The organism is Enterobacter sp. kpr-6 (assembly GCF_900116015.1).
Lineage (GTDB): Bacteria > Pseudomonadota > Gammaproteobacteria > Enterobacterales > Enterobacteriaceae > Enterobacter_D.
Map to the genome: position 1 here is coordinate 24,562 of NZ_FOYH01000012.1, position 13,788 is coordinate 38,349.

The following is a 13,788-nucleotide window of genomic DNA, read 5'->3' on the forward strand; positions in this document are numbered from 1 at the left end:
TTGTTTTCTTTCCGTCACGCCGTCTCTTTGTCGTAACCGCGTAACTTGCCGACCACCCAGGTCAGCGTAAACGCAGCGGCGCATCCCACCAGCCACGAAATGATGTATTGCAGATATTTGCCGTCGGCAATCAACGGCAGCGCCGATAACCCCGCCGCGCCCACGCCATTGGTGGAAACGCCGAGCAAGACCACCATCACGCCACCAAATCCGGCCCCAATCGACCCGGTGATAAAGGCAAAACCAGCGGGAATGTTGACGCCAAAAATCGTCGGTTCGCCAACGGCGAGAATGGAAGTCGGGATCGCGCCACGAGCGATTTTTTTCATCACCGGGTCGCGGGTGAGCAGCAGAACGGCGGTTGCCGCCCCGACCATCCCGGCGTTCGACATGATTTGAATAGCAAATAGCGGCGCATGGCCGGTGGCGTTAATCATCTCAAGGTGAATGGGGAACAGGCCGTGGTGCAAACCTAATGAAATCAAAAACGGGAACAGCGCGGATAACACAAAGCCTGCCGCAATCCCGCCGTTGGAGAGCAGTCCGTTCAGCCCGTGCAGAATGCCGTTCGACACGACCCCGGCGGCAGGCATAATCACCAGCAGCAAGGCGCAGGCCATTACCAGCAGCACGATGGTCGGCGTCAGTACAACGTCCAGCACATCGGGGATAATTCTGCGCACCTGTTTTTCCAGCAGGCACATCAGCCAGACGCACAGGATCACGCCAATCAACCCGCCCTGACCGGGCGTCAGGCCCAGCAGAGGTAGCTGCGGAGCGATGGTTACCGCGCCCAGCAAACCGCCGAGGATCATATTGCCTTCAAACTCTTTCGCGGCCGTAACGCCGGTGTAGATCGCCAGGAAGCTAAACAGCGCTTTCGAAATAATATCCAGGAACTGACTGACGCCGAGCAGGTGCCGCTGATCGAGCACGACCTGGGTGGGCGATAAATCTCCGGCGGCGGCAATCTGGTGCGTCAGCGCCCAGGACGCCGCCGAATTGACCAGCACATTGTTCAGCCCCATCAGGATGCCCGCGGCGATCAGCGCAGGCAGGATCGGCACAAAAATATTGGCGATATGTTTGAGGACAATTTTGGTGCGGGTCTGCTTTTTGGCTTTTTCCCGTGCGAGCCGCGCCTTCTCTTCAACGTTACTCGTTGCACCCTGGCCTTTGAGCATCGCGTTAATGACATCCGCGACTTTTGAGGATTTCCCCGGCCCGACGATCACCTGAAGGGTGTCATCTTCCACTACGCCAAGCACCCCGTCGATGGCTTTCAGCGCCGGGATATCGACCTGCGAACCGTCAGCAATCGTCGCCCGTACCCGGGTCATGCAGTTGGTGACATGAATAAAATTGTCCAGGCCGCCGCAGTGTTCAACAATGGCACGTCCCACGTTTTCGTAGTTCATACAGAGATCCTTTATTATGATGTGCAATTGTTATAACAATATAATGATAATACTTTTGCGGTGAGAGTCACAGAAGTGGTGAAAGGTGGGTAATTTTAAGGTGGACAGGAAATAGACCCTCACCCCGGCCCTCCCCCTAAGGGAGAGGGGGAAAGGCAAGTCCGCGCTCGGGCGATCCCCTCTCCCTGAGGGAGAGGGGGAAAGGCAAGTCCGCGCTCGGGCGATCCCCTCTCCCTGAGGGAGAGGGAGGTTTTAGTCCCCTCTCCCTCAGGGAGAGGGTTAGGGTGAGGGTGAACAATCAGGAAGGGCAGACAATCGCACAGCCTAATTCCTGCTGCCAGCGGGCCACGTCGTCTATCGGCGTAAACAGCGGAGTCAGCGCCTTACATCCCAGCATCAATACCAGGCGTTGCAGGCACTGGCGCGTCGGGTGCACATTCCAGCGGCAAAAATCGACTTCTCCGGCCTGCCACTGCTGGCGTGCGAGCTGGTTCATATGGCCGGTAAACAGCGTGCGATGGTGAAAATCAGACCGTGCCCGCAACGCACCCGCCACCCCACTTTGCCCGTCTGGATCGGCGGCCAGTACCAGTAAGGCATCCGGCGTAAACGGCGGCAATTGCTGGCACAGACTGCGTAATGCGGGTTGAATAGCGGCATGCAGGCTGCCGTCATTTGCTTCCGCCATCGCCTCCAGCACCACCCGACAGTCATCGTCCATTGCCATCCGCACATTGCCCGCCAGCATCTGACATAAAGCGATCTCTACCGCACGACCCGACGGTGGCACCGGACAGAGCGTCGGCTGGCGCAGGTGTGCGGAGAAAGCAGCCCACTGCTGGCGCTGTGACACCTCATATAATCCATAGGAAGCATCGATCAGCGCAATGTCCGCGCGCGGCGGTGGATCGAAGCGAAACAGTGCCGACTCAAGACTAATATCCCCGCTATAAAACAGGCCGCCGGGCACATCAAGATGGAACCAGACGCCGCCCCAGGCGTGACCGCAACTGCCGGTGGTGACGGTGATATCACCAAGGCGGAACTGGTCGCGCACGGCGATAATCTGCACATTGCGCCCGGCGGGTAAGGCGCGGGCGGTAACGGCGCTACAGTAAACCGGGATGTGCCGCGGCAAACGGGAAAGCCCGGCGATGTGATCGACATGATCGTGACTGAGCAGCACCGCATCAATATTGTCCGGCACGGGCCACTCTTCGCTTTCCGGTTCGAGCGCGCCTCCGGCGTCGAGCAAAATACGCTGCGTCGGCGTGGTCAATAAAATGGCGGCAGGCGCTTTATGATGCAGGCCGCTTAAAATCTCAATGCGAAAGCTCACGCGGCCTCCAGACGCCAGCCCTGATGCAGGCGTACCGCCACCGATGCCTGCTCATGAAAAGGCGCATGATGAAATGCAGTCAGTTGCTGCCCGTCGGCCAGCCGCAGCGCCAGAAGATAGCGTTCGCCCTGATAAATACAGCTCTCCACCTGCGCACGCAGGCCATCATTGCCCACTTCCACATGTTCCGGGCGCACCAGAACCTGCTGACGTGGCCCCCCGGTCGCCACACCTAATCCCCGGTGCAGTTCGCCGCCGTTCAGGTGCCGCTCCCCGGCGTGGCCCGCCAGTTCCAGCACGCTACCTTTGCCGATAAATCTCGCCACCCACGCGCTTTGCGGATGCTGATACAGCGCCTGCGGTGAACCCCATTGCATCAGTTCACCCTTGTGCATTACCGCGATGTGGCTTGCCAGTGCCATCGCTTCGGCCTGATCGTGAGTGACGTAAACAAAGGTCGCTCCGGTGCGGCGGTGAAACTCACGGAAGGTCTGCTCCATGGTGGCGCGCAGATGTCGGTCGAGGTTTGCCAGCGGCTCATCAAGCAACACCACCTGCGGCTCCGACACCAGACAGCGCGCCAGCGCCACCCGCTGACGCTGCCCGCCGCTGAGTTCCTGCGGCGATCGATCGGCATACGCGCCCAGCTCGACGACCTCCAGCGCATCCATCACCTGCTTCTGCCGCGCCGCGCCGTTGACCTTTTTCAGCTTCAGCGGATAGCCCACGTTTTCAGCGACCGTCATGTGCGGCCAGAGGGCGTAGGACTGAAAAACCATCCCCATATTGCGCACTTCCGGCGGCAGATGGGTTTTCTCATCCGCCAGCAGACGGTCGCCCAGCCAAAGCTTGCCGTGGCTTAAATGCTCCAGTCCGGCCAGAATGCGCAGCGTAGTGGTCTTGCCGCAGCCGCTCGGCCCAAGCAACGCGGTGAACGCGCCTTGCGGAATGGTCAGCGTTAAATCGCGTACGACGGCGTGATCGCCAAAGGCTTTATTCAGCCGCTCCAGTTTCAGTTCTGCCACGGAATCACTCCCTTCGGAAGAAAACGGCCCAGGCCGCTTAACAGCAGCATTACCACCGCCACCAGTGCCACCACCAGTACGGATACCGCCGAGGCCAGCACTTTGTTACCGCTTTCGTCGAGATTGAAAATCACCACGCCAATGGTTTCTTTACCCGCGCTCCATAACAGCGCCGAGACGGTCAGTTCGTTCACCGCCGTCAGAAATACCAGCAGCGCACCGGCAAAGGCGGCAGGTGCAAGCAGGGGCAGCACGATGTGACGCAAGCGCTGGGAAAAGTTCGCCCCCGCCAGGCTCGCGGCCTCCTCCATCGCCGGGTCAAGCTGCAACATGCTGTTATGCACTGGCTTTAAACACACGGTCAAAAACCGCGCCAGATAGGCGATAAAAATGATGGTCAGCGTCCCGCTGAGGCTGACTTCAAGCAGCGGCAGCGGACGCGAGAACAGCAAAATAATAGCAATCGCCAGCACCACGCCCGGCAGGGTGTAGGGAATATCAATGGCGTTTTGCAGCCAGCGCAGCGGACGGCTGGCATAGCGCACCAGCAACCATGCCAGCGGCAGAGAAAGCAGCATCAGCACCAGCGCGGCAGAGACCGACAGCACCATGCTATTGGTGAGCGCCCGCCAGGTGGCGCTTTCGCTGTCGAACATCGACTGCCAGGCGGCGAAAGTCAGCGTTTTTGCATTCAGCGGCACGCCCAGCGTGGGGACTAATGAAGTGGCGATCAGCGCCAGCAACGGCAGCACGAGGATGGCGAACAGCACCCCGCCGAGCAGCACTTCTGTCGCCAGTCGCCATTTGCCGAGCTGAAAATCAAGCGCCCGTCCCGCCATGCCGATCAGCGGCAGGGCATGACGCCGCTGCATCACGCCCTGCAATGAGACGATGCCAATCGCCAGCACACCCATCAGCACCGAGAGGGCTGCGACATCACTGAGCATCGACGGACCGAAGCTGGAGAGCGTCTGGTAAATCTGAATGGGCAAGACGAAGTAAGAGACGGGAATGCCGAGCATCGCCGGGATGCCAAAGTTCCCCAGCGCCGAGACAAATGCGATGGCGGCCCCTGCCCACAATGCAGTGCGGCACAGCGGCAGCACGATGTCGAAAAACACCCGCCACAGTGAGGCCCCGTTCAGGCGCGCCGCTTCAATTTGCTCTTTCGGTAAACAGTGCAACTGCGTGCGCAGCGCCAGGAACACCAGCGGCGCGTGTTGAACGCCGAGCAATAGCGCGATGCCCTCGGCGGAATAGAGCGGATTAGGGCTACCGAACGACGGGGCCAGCCCGATACTGTTAAGCAGAATGCTGCCCGGCCCGAAAAGCTGAAGCCAGCTCAGCGCCGTTACCTGCGGCGGGATCATCATCGGCAGCATAAACAGAAATACCCACATCTGTTTCATGCGGATGTTGGTCAAACCCAGGCAAAAGGCGAACACGCTGCCCAGGATCAGGGAGAGGAGGGTCCCAAGTCCGCTGGTATAGAAGCTATGGTACAGCGCGGTCCAGGTGGAGGAACTGCTGAGCACTCGCCATAAACTGCTACTCCCGCCCTCTCGCCAGTCCAGCAATGCGGTGACCAGCAGGCGCAGGCTGGGGAGCAGGGAAAGGAGCGCCACAATACACAACAACACCCACAGCAACCCTTTCGGCGGGCCGCTGCTGGTGGCGTGACGAAGCGTCATGATGCTCATCGGTTATTTGTTTCCGAACAGATCGCTAAAGCGCTTTTTATTCGGTTCGGCGTCGGTCAGGGCTTTCGCGGCATCAAACGGCATCAGTTTGATACTGTCGCGCGGCGGGAAGCCTTCCGGTACCGGCAGGCTGGCGTCAGCGGGCAGATAACCCTGCTTCAGCACCAGTCGCTGCCCGGCATCGGAGAGCACATAATCAATAAAGGCTTTGGCCCCGTCCGGGTTTTTGGCGTTTTTCATCATCGCTACCGGCTCAGTGACGATGCTCACACCCTCTTTCGGGAACACGAAATCAATCGGTGCGCCTTTGGCTTTTTCACGGATCGCCATGTAATCCACCAGCACGCCATAGGCTTTATTGCCGGAAGTGATGGCACTCATTACCGCACCATTCCCGCTCTGCGGCATCGCGCCGTTGGCTTTCAATTTCTCGTAATAGCCCCAGCCAAGCTGCGGATTGTTCATCAGCGTCGCCATGTGAATTTGCGCCGCGCCGGAGTAAAGCGGGCTGGGCAGCGTGGTCATGTTTTTAAGCTCTGGCTTGAGCAGATCCTGCCAGGACGCGGGCTTCACCGGCGCTTTGGTGTGATAAGCAATACCGGTGGTGATGAGCTTGGTACCGTAGTAATAGCCCGCCGCGTCGTACAGCTGCGCGTCATAGCGTTTGGCTTCCGGGGAAACATAGGCTGCCAGCAGATCCTGTTTTTTGAGGGATTCCATGGTGACGCTGTCAGCGATCAGCAGCACGTCCGGCGCGGCCCCGCCAGCCGCCAGTTCGGCCTGCAAGCGCGCGGTCAGTTTGGTGGTTCCGTCGCGGATCCATTTCACTTCAATGTCCGGGTGCGCTTGTTCAAATGCGCTCACCGTCATCTGGGCATCTTCGCCCGGCTGGCTGGTGTAAAGCGTGAGTGTCGTTTTGGCGAAAGCCGGAACGCTCAGGGTAGCCAGTAACACGGCAGTCAACGTGACTTTCTTGCTCATTTCAGTTTTCCCTCTGTTTTCAATGTGATGATTAAAACAGGGGAATCTGACAAAAATATGACCAGTTTTCCGTTGTGAAGATTGATTCACCCTCACCCCGGCCCTCTCCCTCAGGGAGAGGGGGAAAAGCAAGTCCGCGCCCGGGCGGTTCGCACTCCCTCAGGGAGAGGGGGAAAGGCAAGTCCGCACTCGGGCGGTTCGCACTCCCTCAGGGAGAGGGGGAAAGGCAAGTCCGCACTCGGGCGGTCCCCTCTCACTCAGGGAGAGGGGGAAAGGCAAGTCCGCGCTCGGGCGGTTCCCTCTCCCTCAGGGAGAGGGTTAGGGTGAGGGTGGTTTGAGTCCCCTCTCCCCTTGGGAGAGGGCCAGGGTGAGGGGAAAAACTACGCCGTCCGCAAATTCTGCGCCGCCTGCACCATGTTCGCCAGGGCGCTGCGGGTTTCCGGCCAGCCGCGGGTTTTCAGGCCGCAGTCCGGGTTCACCCACAGGCGTTCAGCCGGAACGCGCTGCGCAGCTTTTTTCAGCAGCGCCTCAATCCATTCCACGCTCGGTACGTTCGGGGAGTGAATGTCATACACACCCGGCCCGATTTCGTTCGGGTAGTCGAACTCCTCGAACGACTCCAGCAATTCCATATCTGAACGCGAGGTTTCAATGGTGATCACATCCGCATCCAGCGCGGCGATGGAATCCATGATGTCGTTGAACTCGCAGTAACACATGTGGGTGTGGATCTGCGTGTCGTCGCGCACCACGGCGGCGTTAATGCGGAAAGCCTCCACGCCCCATTGCAGGTAGGCGTCCCAGTCGCTGCGACGCAGCGGCAGACCTTCGCGCAACGCGGGTTCATCAATCTGAATAATGCCAATCCCGGCGGCTTCCAGATCGGCGACTTCGTCGCGCAGTGCCAGGGCGATCTGTTTGGCGATGGTTTCGCGTGAGACGTCCTCGCGCGGGAATGACCAGCAGAGGATCGTCACCGGCCCGGTCAACATACCTTTTACCGGTTTTTCGGTCAGAGACTGAGCGTATTTCGCCCACTCCACGGTGATCGGCTCCGGGCGGCTGACATCGCCAATCACCACCGGCGGCTTCACGCAGCGGGAGCCGTAGCTCTGCACCCAGCCGTTCTGGGTGAACACAAAGCCGTCGAGGTGCTCGCCGAAGTATTCCACCATGTCATTACGCTCGGCTTCGCCGTGCACCAGCACGTCCAGCCCTAAGCGCTCCTGCTCGGCAATCGCCTGTTTGATGTGTCCGGCAATGCCGGTGCGGTAGTTGCCCGCGTCCAGACGTCCCTGTCTGAAATCCAGACGCAGGCCGCGGATCTCGGTGGTCTGCGGGAAAGAGCCAATCGTGGTGGTCGGCCATGCCGGAAGGTTAAAGCGTGCGCGCTGCGCCACGGCGCGGTCAGCGTAGGCGCTCTGGCGCTCGCTGTCCCGCGCGGTGATGGCGGCAAGACGCAGTTCAACCGCCGCGTTATGCACCCGCGTTGAGCTGCGACGCGCCTGGATCGGGGCGCTCCATTCATTCAGTTTTGCCGTGTCGCCGCTGTTGAGCGCATCGCGCAGCAACGCCAGTTCTTCGCATTTTTGCAGAGCGAAGGCGAACCAGCTTTTGACTTCGGCGTCGAGGCGGGTTTCAACGCTCAGATCGATTGGGCTGTGCAGCAGCGAGCAGGATGACGCCACCCACAGCGCACGAAGGCCTGCGATCGCGCTAATCTGCGCATATTTTTCGGTCAGATCGGCGCGCCAGACGTTACGACCGTTAATCAGCCCCGCCGAGAGCAGCCAGTCGGACGGCAGGCGACGATGCAGTTCATTGACGTCATCACGACCGTGCACCAGATCGACGTGCAGCCCCTGCACCGGCAGCGCGGTGATGGTGTCGAGGTTTGGCGTAACGCCTTCAAAATAGGTGGTCAGCAGCAGCCTGACCTGGCCTGCGAGCGCGTCATAAGCGGGTTTGAAGGCGGCGAGCCATTCCTGCGGTAACTCCAGTACCAGCGCCGGTTCGTCGATTTGCACCCACTCAACGCCGCGTTTCGCCAGCTCCGCCAGCACCTGCTGGTAGACCGGCAGGATGTCGTTGAGTAAGGAGAGGCGGTCAAACTGCTCGCCCTTCACTTTGCCAAGCCACAGGTAAGTCACCGGGCCGAGCAGCACAGGTTTCACGGTGTGGCCCAGCGCCTGCGCCTCGTCCACTTCATCCAACAGTTGCGTCCAGGTCAGTTTGAACGACTGACCCTGAGTGAATTCCGGCACCATGTAGTGATAATTGGTGTTAAACCATTTGGTCATTTCGGCGGCGGCAGCCGGTTCACCGGTCGGTGCACGCCCGCGCCCCATACGGAACAGGGTGTCGATGTCGACCGATCCATCGCTGTTCTGATGACGAGCCGGGACGTTGCCGAGCAGCAGGCTGGTGGTCAGAACATGGTCGTACCAGGCGAAATCACCCACCGGCAGCAGGTCTATGCCGGCCTGTTTTTGCTGATCCCAGTGGCGGGCGCGCAGTTCACGCCCCACCGCCAGTAATTCTTCACGGGAGGTGTTGCCCGCCCAGTAGCTTTCTTGCGCTTTTTTCAGCTCACGGCGCAGGCCGACACGAGGGAAACCAAGAGTGTGATTTTTAATCGTCATTTTTCTTCCTCTAATTAGTTGTAAATCCAAAGGATTTTGAATTTAGGGAAGGCGGCAAGTTTGCTCATCCCCGGGAGCTTACATAAGTAAGTGACCGGGGTGAGTAAACGCAGCCAACGCGCCATAAATTTAAAAGACGAAGGATTTTAGCCATCCAGATGTTTACACTTCTATATTCGACAGGTACTGTATATTCCTCAAGCGCAAATTGTTCATGCCGGAGTGAAGGACTTTCATGATCGAGATTAAACACCTGAAAACGCTACAGGCGTTGCGGAACAGCGGTTCGCTGGCAGCGGCGGCGGCCACGCTGCACCAGACGCAATCCGCCCTTTCCCACCAGTTCAGCGATCTGGAACAGCGCCTCGGCTTTCGTCTGTTTGTGCGTAAGAGCCAGCCGCTGCGGTTCACGCCGCAGGGGGAAATTTTGCTGCAACTGGCCAATCAGGTGCTGCCGCAGATGGCGCGTGCACTTGCGGCCTGTAATGAACCGCAGCAAACCACGCTTCGCATCGCGATTGAGTGCCACAGTTGCATTCAGTGGCTGACGCCCGCGCTTGAGATTTTCCGGGCGAAGTGGCCGCAGGTGGAGATGGATTTCAAATCCGGCGTGACGTTTGATCCACAGCCCGCGCTGCAACAGGGCGAGCTGGACGTGGTGCTGACCTCCGACATCCTGCCGCGCAGCGGTCTGCACTATTCCCCGATGTTTGATTTTGAAGTGCGGCTGGTGCTGGCCCCGGATCATCCGCTGGCAACGAAAGCGCGTATTACGCCGGAAGATATCGCCAGCGAAACGCTGCTGATTTACCCGGTGCAGCGCAGCCGCCTCGATATCTGGCGACATTTTCTGCAACCGGCTGGCGTCAGCCCGTCGCTAAAAAGCGTGGATAACACGCTGCTGTTGATTCAGATGGTGGCAGCGAACATGGGCATTGCCGCACTGCCGCACTGGGTAGTGGAGAGTTTTGAGCGCCAGGGTCTGGTGATCACTAAAACCCTGGGCGAGGGATTATGGAGCCGGCTGTACGCTGCCGTGCGCGATGGCGAGCAGCGCCAGCCGGTGACGGAGGCGTTTATTCGTGGAGCGCGGAATCATGCCTGCGATCATCTGCCTTTTGTGCGGAGCGCGGAGCGACCCAGCGGCGATGCACCCACAGTGACGCCACTATCACCGCACCACCAATGATAAAACTCGGCCAGTGCGGTTGCTGGTGCCAGATCGCCAGATTGACCAGCAACCCGGCGGGCACATGCATATTGTTCATGATGCCGAGCGTGCCCGCGTCCACCTGCGTCGCGCCGTAGTTCCACATAAAGTAACCAATCCCGGATGCCGCCACGCCCAGGAACACCAGAATGCCCCATTGCAGCGATGTCTCCGGCATTTTTTGCGCGTTCCCCATCATAAACCACGCGATGACCGCCACCAGAAATGCGCCCATATAGAACCAGGCGAAGGCGTTATGCTGCGGCATCGGGCGGGTTTCCATCAGGCGTTTGTAACCGACCATGCCAATGGCGAAGCTGATGTTGGAAAGCTGCACCAGCAGCAGGCCCGTCCAGAAATGGTTGGTGACCTGATCGTAACGGATTATCCCCGCGCCAATCACCGCCAGCAACGCGCTGAAGGCATAGCCCCAGCGCAGGCGGCGCTTGCTCATCAGGTCGTAAATCAGGGTGATATACAGCGGCGTGAGCACGGTGAACAGCAGCAGTTCGGACACCGTAAGATAAAGATAAGCGTGGAAACTCAGCATATACATGATGCCAAGCTGCATCGCGCCCACCAGCATATACAGACCGATGGTTTTTGCGCTGTTGCCCCGCGTGCGCAGGAAAGGTAAGAACACCAGCGCTGCCAGGCCTACGCGCACCAGCACCGCAAAGTAGCTGTCGACATGCCCGGCGAGGTATTCGCCAAACAGACTAAAGGAAAAGGCCCACAGGATAGTGGTAATGATCAGTAACGCCACAATGGATGTCTCTCTGGTTAATGAGCATCCATTGTAGCGGAGTTCACAGTTGACAACTGATTAAATATTGCTCAATCAAGAAACAACTGGCGCAGGTAGTTTGGCACGGCGTTTTCTGCGTTGGTGCCGATCACTTCCAGATCCGGGTGCAGATCTTTCAGGCGCTGATGCGCATTGGCCATGATGCAGCCTTTACCGGCCATGGAGAGCATTTCGGCGTCGTTCATGCCATCGCCAAAGGCGATGCAATCCTTCAGGCTGTAGCCCATGGCTTTGGATACCGCTTCCAGCGCGTGACCTTTCGATACGCCGCCCGCCATCACTTCCAGACAGGTGAGCGTGGAGAAGCTGACGTTGACGCGATCGCCCCAGCGGGCATTGATCGCCTGCTCCAGCGGCAGCAGCTTTTCGTGGTTCTCGCAGCTAAAGAAGATTTTGCTAACCCCTTCGGCATCCAGCAGGCCCGGCTCAAACAGGGAGTAGTTGAAGACCGCTTCTTTGAAAAAGCGCATCTCATCCGGGCGATGACGGTTGATAAACCATTCGTCGTCACGGTACACGTTGGTGAGGATATCCGGGTTCGCATGCACCACGCCAAACAGGTCGGTGGCGATGTCGTGATCCAGATTATGGGTAAAGACCAGATTGCCGTCGGTATCGTGCACACGCGCACCGTTTGAGGTGATCATGTAGGCTTTGATGCCCAGGTTATCGCGGATTTGTCCCACGTCAACATGGTGGCGGCCAGTGGCGAAAACGAAGTTCACGCCGCGCGCGGTCAGAAGTTTTAAGGTCTCTTTCGCGTAGGGTGAAAGGGTATGGTCGGGGGAAAGCAGCGTGCCATCTAAATCAGACGCAACAACCTGGTACATAAGAAAATAAACCTCTGGGCAAAGCGGAAATCCGCCGGATTAGTTATGCCTGTCGAAAAACCCGACAATGGCGTTAAGCGCGACTGAGCGCATGGCGTCCTTTTCGAAAAGGATCTCATGGTACGCGCCGCTGATGACAAGCGGTTTGCCTCCCTCGCAAGGGTGGCCCGCTGCGGCGCGGATTTCACAAAAACGATCGTGCATGCGGTTATCAACCACACGTTCTTCTTCCGCCTGGATGAGCAGCATAGGCGTGGCGTCATGACTGGCACCGTCAAGAACCTGCTCACCTGCGCGGATACCTTCGCGCACCCAGTGATTCGTCGGCCCGCCCACGCGCAACTGTGGATCGTCGGCGTAAAAGCGCAGGTTGCGGCGATACCGTTCGCGGCTGTGCGTCAGCACGTTGAGACTAAACGGCAGCGGCTGCCAGCGCCCGGTGCCGATGGCGTACCCTTCCCGCATCCGCTGATGGCCCTCAGCCCAGTCGAGAATGTGGCGTACCATCCAGTCCGGCAGGCGAATAACGATGCCGAACATGGGTGCCGTGAGCGCTATGGCGTCGCATACCTGCGGGTTTCGCTGGAGGAAAAGCGTCGAAATCGCCCCGCCCATGGAGTGCGCCAGAATGTAGCGCTTGCGCCATGGCCCCGGTGCCACTTCCTGCTGCCAGAAGGCGGCGAGATCCTCGACATAATCATCGAAATTATCCACATGACCGCGGTGGGGATCGGAAAGCATTCGCCCGGAACGCCCCTGCCCGCGATGGTCGATAATCAACACGTCAAACCCAAGGTGGAAGAGATCGTAAGCCAGCTCGGCGTATTTCACATAGCTTTCGATGCGCCCAGGGCAGACGACGATCACCCGGTCGTTGCTGGCGGCGCGGAAGCGCACAAAGCGCACCGGAATATCACCCACACCGAGTATTTCGGCTTCTTCACGTTGCCGCCAGAATTCAGTCAGTGGCCCGTGAGCAAAAGCCGCAAACGCATTCTCTCTTGTTTCCCAGTCCATTTTCTGCCGAAACATTGAGTTTAAGCCCCCGACTGCCATGTAATATCGTTTTTTCAGGACTCGTCACACACGACTCAAACAATAGGGTATTGTGGCATAAAAAAAGACATCACGGGAGTTTCCATGACCTTCGAATGGTGGTTCGCCTACCTGCTGACATCCATTATCCTGAGCCTGTCACCCGGTTCCGGCGCGATTAATACTATGTCCACCGCCATGAGCCACGGCTATCGTGGCGCGGCCGCATCCATCGCCGGACTGCAAACCGGACTGGGCATTCATATTGTGCTGGTGGGTGTCGGCCTCGGCACGCTGTTTTCCCGCTCGGTGATGGCCTTTGAAGTGCTGAAATGGGCAGGCGCGGCATATCTGGTGTGGCTCGGGATTCAGCAGTGGCGTGCAGCCGGTGCGCTGGATCTCAATGCGCTGGCAAAATCTCAGTCGCGCGGGCATCTGTTCAAGCGGGCGGTGTTTGTGAATCTTACGAACCCGAAAAGTATCGTGTTTCTGGCGGCCCTGTTCCCGCAGTTTATCGTGCCTCATCAGCCGCAAATCATGCAGTACGTGGTGCTGGGAACGACCACCATTGTGGTCGATATCATCGTCATGATTGGCTACGCCACGCTGGCCACGCGCATTGCTTTATGGATCAAAGGACCGCGCCAGATGAAGACGCTAAACCGGATATTCGGTTCGCTGTTTATGCTGGTGGGCGCGCTGCTCGCCTCAACGCGTCATGCCTGACGGGAATGGCGCTCGCATATTTTCGTCAATGCTCCCGTACGCATACATTCCCCTGCGGGACGGGACGCAATCCG

Annotated in this window: 11 protein-coding genes; 2 read left to right on the forward strand and 9 right to left on the reverse strand. The window is 58.8% G+C overall.

Annotated elements, in window-relative coordinates; genetic code table 11:
• Window positions 1-14: 14 nt before the first annotated feature.
• The 6 genes from BM373_RS19785 to metE form a co-directional block, all read right to left on the reverse strand.
• Window positions 15-1,418 carry a PTS transporter subunit EIIC gene (locus BM373_RS19785; protein WP_090465458.1) on the reverse strand — a complete coding sequence of 468 codons (1,404 nt, stop codon included), beginning with the start codon at window positions 1,416-1,418 and terminating at the stop codon, window positions 15-17.
• A gap of 298 nt (window positions 1,419-1,716) precedes the next feature.
• Window positions 1,717-2,757, reverse strand: coding sequence for an MBL fold metallo-hydrolase (locus BM373_RS19790; RefSeq protein WP_177220172.1), 1,041 nt, complete (start codon window positions 2,755-2,757; stop codon window positions 1,717-1,719).
• Complete coding sequence (locus tag BM373_RS19795; protein WP_090465463.1) at window positions 2,754-3,782, reverse strand: ABC transporter ATP-binding protein; 1,029 nt, start codon at window positions 3,780-3,782, stop codon at window positions 2,754-2,756. Before BM373_RS19795 ends, BM373_RS19790 begins: the two co-directional genes overlap by 4 nt.
• Window positions 3,770-5,473: an ABC transporter permease gene (locus tag BM373_RS19800; RefSeq protein WP_090465466.1), complete on the reverse strand. Its 1,704-nt coding sequence runs from the start codon at window positions 5,471-5,473 to the stop codon at window positions 3,770-3,772. The genes BM373_RS19795 and BM373_RS19800 overlap by 13 nt, the downstream gene beginning before the upstream one ends.
• A gap of 12 nt (window positions 5,474-5,485) precedes the next feature.
• Entirely contained in the window at window positions 5,486-6,463 is a 978-nt protein-coding gene (locus tag BM373_RS19805) for an ABC transporter substrate-binding protein (protein ID WP_090465469.1), read from the reverse strand.
• 380 nt (window positions 6,464-6,843) lie between these two features.
• A complete protein-coding gene (gene metE / locus BM373_RS19810) occupies window positions 6,844-9,105 on the reverse strand; it encodes a 5-methyltetrahydropteroyltriglutamate--homocysteine S-methyltransferase (protein WP_090465472.1) in 2,262 nt (753 codons plus the stop codon).
• Window positions 9,106-9,340: 235 nt separating this feature from the next.
• Here metE and metR point away from each other — a divergent pair, with 235 nt between their 5' ends.
• Complete coding sequence (metR, locus tag BM373_RS19820) at window positions 9,341-10,294, forward strand: HTH-type transcriptional regulator MetR (protein WP_090465478.1); 954 nt, start codon at window positions 9,341-9,343, stop codon at window positions 10,292-10,294.
• On the opposite strand, the gene BM373_RS19825 is transcribed toward metR, so the two are convergent.
• The 3 genes from BM373_RS19825 to pldB all read right to left on the reverse strand — a co-directional run bounded on the left by BM373_RS19825 (window position 10,182) and on the right by pldB (window position 12,985).
• Window positions 10,182-11,081 carry a carboxylate/amino acid/amine transporter gene (locus BM373_RS19825; RefSeq protein WP_090465479.1) on the reverse strand — a complete coding sequence of 300 codons (900 nt, stop codon included), beginning with the start codon at window positions 11,079-11,081 and terminating at the stop codon, window positions 10,182-10,184. The genes metR and BM373_RS19825 overlap by 113 nt on opposite strands.
• Before the next feature lie 71 nt (window positions 11,082-11,152).
• A complete protein-coding gene (yigL, locus tag BM373_RS19830; protein ID WP_090465483.1) occupies window positions 11,153-11,953 on the reverse strand; it encodes a sugar/pyridoxal phosphate phosphatase YigL in 801 nt (266 codons plus the stop codon).
• A gap of 39 nt (window positions 11,954-11,992) precedes the next feature.
• Window positions 11,993-12,985, reverse strand: a complete 993-nt coding sequence (gene pldB, locus BM373_RS19835) for a lysophospholipase L2 (protein ID WP_090465615.1) — start codon at window positions 12,983-12,985, stop codon at window positions 11,993-11,995.
• Window positions 12,986-13,093: 108 nt separating this feature from the next.
• Here pldB and rhtB point away from each other — a divergent pair, with 108 nt between their 5' ends.
• A complete protein-coding gene (gene rhtB / locus BM373_RS19840; protein ID WP_090465486.1) occupies window positions 13,094-13,714 on the forward strand; it encodes a homoserine/homoserine lactone efflux protein in 621 nt (206 codons plus the stop codon).
• Window positions 13,715-13,788 lie beyond the last annotated feature (74 nt).

What these genes read in the sequence shown, in the direction of transcription:
- BM373_RS19785 (WP_090465458.1), bottom strand. Translation starts at nt 1,418, where the DNA reads ATGAACTACGAAAACGTGGGACGTGCCATTGTTGAACACTGCGGCGGC.
- pldB (WP_090465615.1), bottom strand. Translation starts at nt 12,985, where the DNA reads ATGTTTCGGCAGAAAATGGACTGGGAAACAAGAGAGAATGCGTTTGCG.
- rhtB (WP_090465486.1), top strand. Translation starts at nt 13,094, where the DNA reads ATGACCTTCGAATGGTGGTTCGCCTACCTGCTGACATCCATTATCCTG.
- BM373_RS19800 (WP_090465466.1), bottom strand. Translation starts at nt 5,473, where the DNA reads ATGACGCTTCGTCACGCCACCAGCAGCGGCCCGCCGAAAGGGTTGCTG.
- metE (WP_090465472.1), bottom strand. Translation starts at nt 9,105, where the DNA reads ATGACGATTAAAAATCACACTCTTGGTTTCCCTCGTGTCGGCCTGCGC.
- BM373_RS19805 (WP_090465469.1), bottom strand. Translation starts at nt 6,463, where the DNA reads ATGAGCAAGAAAGTCACGTTGACTGCCGTGTTACTGGCTACCCTGAGC.
- metR (WP_090465478.1), top strand. Translation starts at nt 9,341, where the DNA reads ATGATCGAGATTAAACACCTGAAAACGCTACAGGCGTTGCGGAACAGC.
- yigL (WP_090465483.1), bottom strand. Translation starts at nt 11,953, where the DNA reads ATGTACCAGGTTGTTGCGTCTGATTTAGATGGCACGCTGCTTTCCCCC.